This window comes from Leptospira bandrabouensis (assembly GCF_004770905.1).
GTDB classification, from domain to species: domain Bacteria; phylum Spirochaetota; class Leptospiria; order Leptospirales; family Leptospiraceae; genus Leptospira_A; species Leptospira_A bandrabouensis.
In genome coordinates this window covers 1-5,637 of sequence record NZ_RQHT01000019.1, presented here as the reverse complement: position 1 = coordinate 5,637, position 5,637 = coordinate 1, and the positions used below count along the sequence as shown (strand labels likewise).

Genomic DNA, 5,637 nt, shown 5'->3' with positions numbered 1-5,637 from the left:
CGAGATGGAAACTGCCACTTGGAATCCACTCCCGTATTAGGCGGTCTCTACCACACCTACTCCTGGAAGAAAACCGCTTAAGAGAGGTAATCTCTTTTACACTTCGGTTTATAACCATTGCTTGCAATCTTTGTCTAAGAATCTCTTCTATAGAAGAGAAGGATTCCTTATGCCCTAGCGATCAACGGAACACTCATTTTTGGAACAAAGTCTATGTGAATCACTAGAAAACGATGATTCCCATTTGTTTTTTGTCTTCAAAATTGTTCCCGTTTGCATCCAGCATCTAACTTAACGAACATTTTGTTCGCTATCATAGTTTTGGAGAGGCTCAGGCTTACTTTGTCCCATTCTCCTTCTGGCAATCTTCTTCCGTATATCCATCGAATGAATTTCCGATGTGTTGATACCTCGCTTCTCTAGGCCATTGTAGCCAATACAAGCATCCATCTATTGCGGCCCCTTTATAATCTGTACTGATCCAATTTTCATCAGTGATATCTCGCTGATTGTACTTCCCTGGAATCCATTCGTCATTAACGTCCTTTACTTTGTGATTGATCAGATAAAAAACGACAACTTCCTTTTTAAGAAAGATAGTTAGTAGTAAGCTCTCTGCACTTCGATATTGTATAATCTCTGGCGGTTTACTTAAATCTTCCACTTTTTGATACATGTAATCGACTCTTCTGTCATAATCAAAGGTAGTTTTATTGATCGTTATCCTCCTTGGTTTAATGAAAGTCATTCTGCCAGTTGGACCTTCAGGGTACATTTGATCCAAGTCGCTTTCCATCGTTACCCCAAGCTTTGGTAAGTTATTCGCATCAAAATGAAAATCTACATGCCTTGTTCCTTGAATATCATCCTTAAAAGATTCAGGAATGGATATGGATTCTTTGCAATGGAACAAGCTCACTAATAGTAATATACAATATTTTTTTGCCATCATTTCCTATTTCCTTCTGCACTCAAAGCCCAATCATAACTATAAATACTATGACAAGCTATGGGATTCGCAGAAACGCAAGCAGAATTATACGATCCGTTTCTTCCTTCCTGCCGCTCTGTTATAAATCTTTTCACAAGATTTCTTGGAGGTGATGAAGGTGTTCCATTGGAAACATTCTCCATAATGTCGGAAAGAAGGGGTGCCCCATTGCTAATCATGTCGGCTGTGTTGGTATAAAAAGTTGCATTCTTTAAGCCTTTCGGTATGTTCTGAGATACATGTCCACCGCCTAAAGAAACCCATTTTTTATTATCATAAAAGTTTTTTGATCCACTTTTCTTAGCCGCTTGTTGGAATGCATTCCCAGCTATCACACTACCTTGGCTATAGCTATACACAGTAGTAATCTGCCCCGACGCAAGAGAGTCACGTAATTTGTCCTGAGCCTTTTCATATCCGGTCTGTTTTTGAGAATTTTGACCCATTGCGACTTTCACAACGTCAACAACTGGACCTTGTGTCCCGTTATTGTAAAGATATAAATCTCCCTGCATCTTCACTTTTTCCCTCACAAACTGAGCTGCATCTGTCGCAGATTCGTGTTTCATTTTCATACCATTTACAAATGCAGTTGCATTCTTTACTCCCGCCATCTCTTCCTGCGTCATTACTGTCATCATGCCTTTCTTATTAATTCTAACTATACTTCCATCTGACATTTCTCTACCGTTGATACGCATCTTTTCGCGATCCGTTAAAGTATTGTCTTTGAATGAGAATTCTTCCTCTATGTTATTGCCATAACGATCCTTATAATAACGAGTAGTATTCCCATCTTTATCCATAATAAGCATACTATTTGTTTCTTTATCTTGGAAGGTTCGGTATCCTGCGTCGTTTTTTTGACCAACTTCGTGATAGTTTCCTTGATAGTCCTTACCATTCTGCGTGTAAAATAGGACTAACTCTCTGTACCCCATACTTAAGTTTTTATAGTCCGCATTATGCACCCAAACCCCTATTTCTCCTACGAAGTAGGTATGATACTTTTCCACCTCAAAGTTATAAACCGTCTCTTCTCGCTCATCTATGGTGATGTCGGTTATAACCAGTTCCTTTCCATCAGCTCTAAGAGCCACATCCCCAGGATGTAAATCTTTTGCCTGCACCCAATCAGTTGTTTCTATAGAGAACTTCTCTAAAGCATGGCCTTGTTTTTTCACACGGAACGGATGGTTCCAAGTGGTTTCGAGGACAGTTCCATCTGCAAAGGAAACTATGTAGATCGCTTCCGTTTGGCGGATAAAAGTCTCAACTACTTTGCGGTAAGAGACTTCTCCTGTTTCGTCGGATTTGGAAAGAACCACATCCCCAACTCGAATGTCTTCAATGTTCTTAAGACCCTCTTTGGTATGAACTTTGGTTCCAGCAACAAAACAAGTTCTAGGAACAAACTTTCCATCTTTATCCAGTCTACCAGCATCTGACGTCGAGATCCCTAGAGCACCAGCGACATCATCATAAATATCACCACCAATCTTCTCTAGTATGTTATCTCTAGATCCGTCTTTTTCAGCCTTTGCCTCCTGTTCTTTCTTATACTGTGCAAGTAAAGCATCATCGTCTTTAATGTTTGCGTAGTTCGGATCTTTCCTTTTTTCTTTTAGCCATTCTTGTTTAGCTGCTTCTAATTTCTTATCAGCAGCTTCTTTCTTCGCTTTTGTCTCTTCATCAATCTCATCTTGGATTTGTTTTTTACGGAAATCCATAGCAAAGTTGGTGTTTCCAGAAAGTCCTGTGTTTTGGTTGTAGCTCAGTGCATTGATTCCATCAAAGCCAACACTTGCAGAGAATCCTTCCTTCTGGTTAAAAGAAAGTCCCATATCTAGTTGAGATACAGATTGGAATTTCGGTTTAGGAGGAGTTGTTCCTGGAGGAGTCTCTTTTGCCACCTTCTCAATTGTCGCATCCACACTCGCACCAAACCCTTGTTTCTGGCTATAGGATAAACCTCCGGTCACAGTCGTTGCGTAATTATCATTTCTTGAGACTTCTCTCTGTGCGTTGAGGCTAGCGCCTACCCCAGCATCCTTACTATAGTTGAGACCACCGGTAACCTTGGTGCCTCCTTCCGTCGTCTTGCTATAGCTTACGCCTCCACCAAAACCTCCGCTTTGGCTATAACTTAGGTTTACACCAAGGCCTTTGAGCATGTCACTTTTCCCGCCAAACTCATATCCTACGTTGGCACCAAAACCTCCGTTTTGGGTATAACTCACACCAGCAGATAGTCCACCTAACTTCACAGAGGCACTCGCACCGAAACCAGCACTTTCAGAGTAACTGACTCCTAAACTAACCGCACCCATCTTAACACCTACGTTGGCACCAAAACCTTCGTCATAAGAATAGGAAACATCCACACCAGTAATCGAAGAATAAGCACTGGCAGCACCAGTAACTGCACCAAGCACCCCTCCTTCATAGGCACCTTTCACTGCTTTATAAGCAGCAAGGGCAAGAAGCGATGTTCCACCGGTAAACGGAGCAGCAATGACAGCAGCGACTGTGGTGATGGTATCGATCACATCCCCATTATCATTCATGAACTTGGCAGCAGTTTTAGCGTTAATGATACCACCAGTTGCAACCGAGACCACGCCTCCCACAGCATTGGCAAAACCATTACCGTTCAGAGCTTCCCCTTCAGCCTTGATCTCGTTGTATTTTTCCTTCATCTTAAGGATAGGATAGAACTGGTTGAAGTGGTGAGTTCCGAAGGTTCCCCCCACAGTAGGTCCAACCAAATAACCTGAGTTCTTCGCTGATTCGATCATGGCTTCTTTGCCTTTTGCATCAGCAGAGTTAAACTCAAACATCTTTTGCGGGTCAGAGGCAAGTTGGCCTAAGGCAGACTGAGCAGCTCTTGCCACTCGTGCCATAGCCTTTGGATCAAACATGGTTACAGCAATTTCACGGTTTTCTGATTTTTCCGGATCAAACGTTTGTTTGAAGTCCGTTTGCATTTGGTTACGAGCCAGTCTCACCATCATGTTGAGTTCGGCACTTGCAGGACCACCTTTCCCTTGAAGAGCCTGGTAATCGGTTAGATCCCATTCCTTTCCATTGGAATCTTTGACCGTAGGCAATTTGTCCGGTTTGATATATACAAAAGCAGCATAGGCTGGAAGAATCTGATAGGATGGATTTCCCATCTTATCGACAGCAGACCTCACGTATGTGGGTCCCATCTTGATAAAACTATCTTGCAATAATTGCATGGTTAACTGTTCATCAAGTGCTTTGTTTTGTTCTGCTATCGTTGCTTCGAAGGTAAGTGGTAACGACCAAAGGGAATCCAATGTCTGTAGGACTGCCATTTGTTTGCTGCGATCTTCCATAAAGTTCACTATCCCCCACTCCTGCCAGCGGAACATCCTGTTCCGACTGGCGAGCTTAGGCCATCCCTGGCCACGCTACCGTGGGGGACACTTCACTTGGTTAAGAAAAGAATTGATGAATGTTTCTCTGGGCGCCTCGAATCCGTTAGTTGATTGGTATTTGATTCTAGAACGACCGCGCTATTCGCTCCAATCTTTCCGATTGGTTTGTTGAATAGAATCAATTAGTTTATGGAAAGGATTTCCGCTACTATCGCTGGCGCAAGGGGCTTTAGTTTGTAAATCTTTCAAAAAAAGACTTGAAACAACTTGATGAAAAGTTTTTCATTAAGACATAACTAATGGTTAGAATATTACTATGAAAGTTTTGCTAGACATCAAAGACAATAAAGCTCAGTCGCTAATGGAAGTATTGAAAGGACTTTCTTATGTTAAAACAAAGACTATCACAGATTCGAATGCGGAATTTCTAGAAAATGCGAGAACAGCTGTAGATGAAATGAATCTAGTGAAGGCTAAAAAAATAAAACCGAAGGTTGCTAGAGATTTTCTAAGTGGAATATAATGTTTTTACACTACCTAGCTTTGAACGGCAAACTAAACGTCTTATAAAAAAATATCCTTCTTTAAGGCAGGAATTGCTAACTCTTGTTGATTCATTAAGACTTAATCCGTTTCAAGGAACTTCACTTAACAACAACTGTCATAAGATACGGATTCCAATTGCTTCAAAAGGAAAAGGAAAATCCGGCGGAGGAAGGGTCATTACACACACAGTGATTAAGGATCGTTCGATTTATTTAATCTTGATTTACGATAAATCCGAAATCAATTCCATCTCAGACAAAGAAATAAACGATATACTTAAAGAAATTTTTTAACGAGTTCAGTATCCCCCACTCCTGCCAGCGGAACATCCTGTTCCGACTGGCGAGCTTAGGCCATCCCTGGCCACGCTTCCGTGGGGGACACTTCACTTGGAGAAACTTATCGAAAGGATATAACTTATTTCTAAAAGAAGGCTTGGAAAAGACTTATGGTAAAAATTGATATTTAATAAATGATTTGTTTGTTATACGCCTGACAATTGATAAATGATATTTATGCAAACTACATATAAACTCAAATTAAATGTCAACTATACGCATTGCGTTTAACACCTGCAGACTAGCAGCTATCCGTATTGCAATTAACCGTCGCCTAACTCACCGATCCTCCACAAACCGCGAGATGGAAACTGCCACTTGGAATCCACTCCCGTATTAGGCGGTCTCTACCACACCT

General features: G+C 41.4%; 4 protein-coding genes. 2 read left to right on the top strand and 2 right to left on the bottom strand.

All coding sequences use genetic code 11. The features are described from left to right. Positions 1 to 337: 337 nt before the first annotated feature. Together EHR07_RS19035 and EHR07_RS19030 are read right to left on the bottom strand one after the other, a co-directional pair. Positions 338 to 952, bottom strand: a complete 615-nt coding sequence (locus EHR07_RS19035; protein WP_135746618.1) for a hypothetical protein — start codon at positions 950 to 952, stop codon at positions 338 to 340. Next, positions 949 to 4,353: a polymorphic toxin-type HINT domain-containing protein gene (locus EHR07_RS19030; protein ID WP_167483399.1), complete on the bottom strand. Its 3,405-nt coding sequence runs from the start codon at positions 4,351 to 4,353 to the stop codon at positions 949 to 951. The genes EHR07_RS19035 and EHR07_RS19030 overlap by 4 nt, the downstream gene beginning before the upstream one ends. 358 nt (positions 4,354 to 4,711) lie before the next feature. Between EHR07_RS19030 and EHR07_RS19025 the strand changes: the two genes are divergently transcribed. Both EHR07_RS19025 and EHR07_RS19020 read left to right on the top strand, forming a co-directional pair. After that, entirely contained in the window at positions 4,712 to 4,918 is a 207-nt protein-coding gene (locus EHR07_RS19025; protein ID WP_135568303.1) for a hypothetical protein, read from the top strand. Further along, entirely contained in the window at positions 4,908 to 5,234 is a 327-nt protein-coding gene (locus tag EHR07_RS19020; RefSeq protein ID WP_135746616.1) for a type II toxin-antitoxin system RelE/ParE family toxin, read from the top strand. The genes EHR07_RS19025 and EHR07_RS19020 overlap by 11 nt, the downstream gene beginning before the upstream one ends. Positions 5,235 to 5,637: the final 403 nt, after the last annotated feature.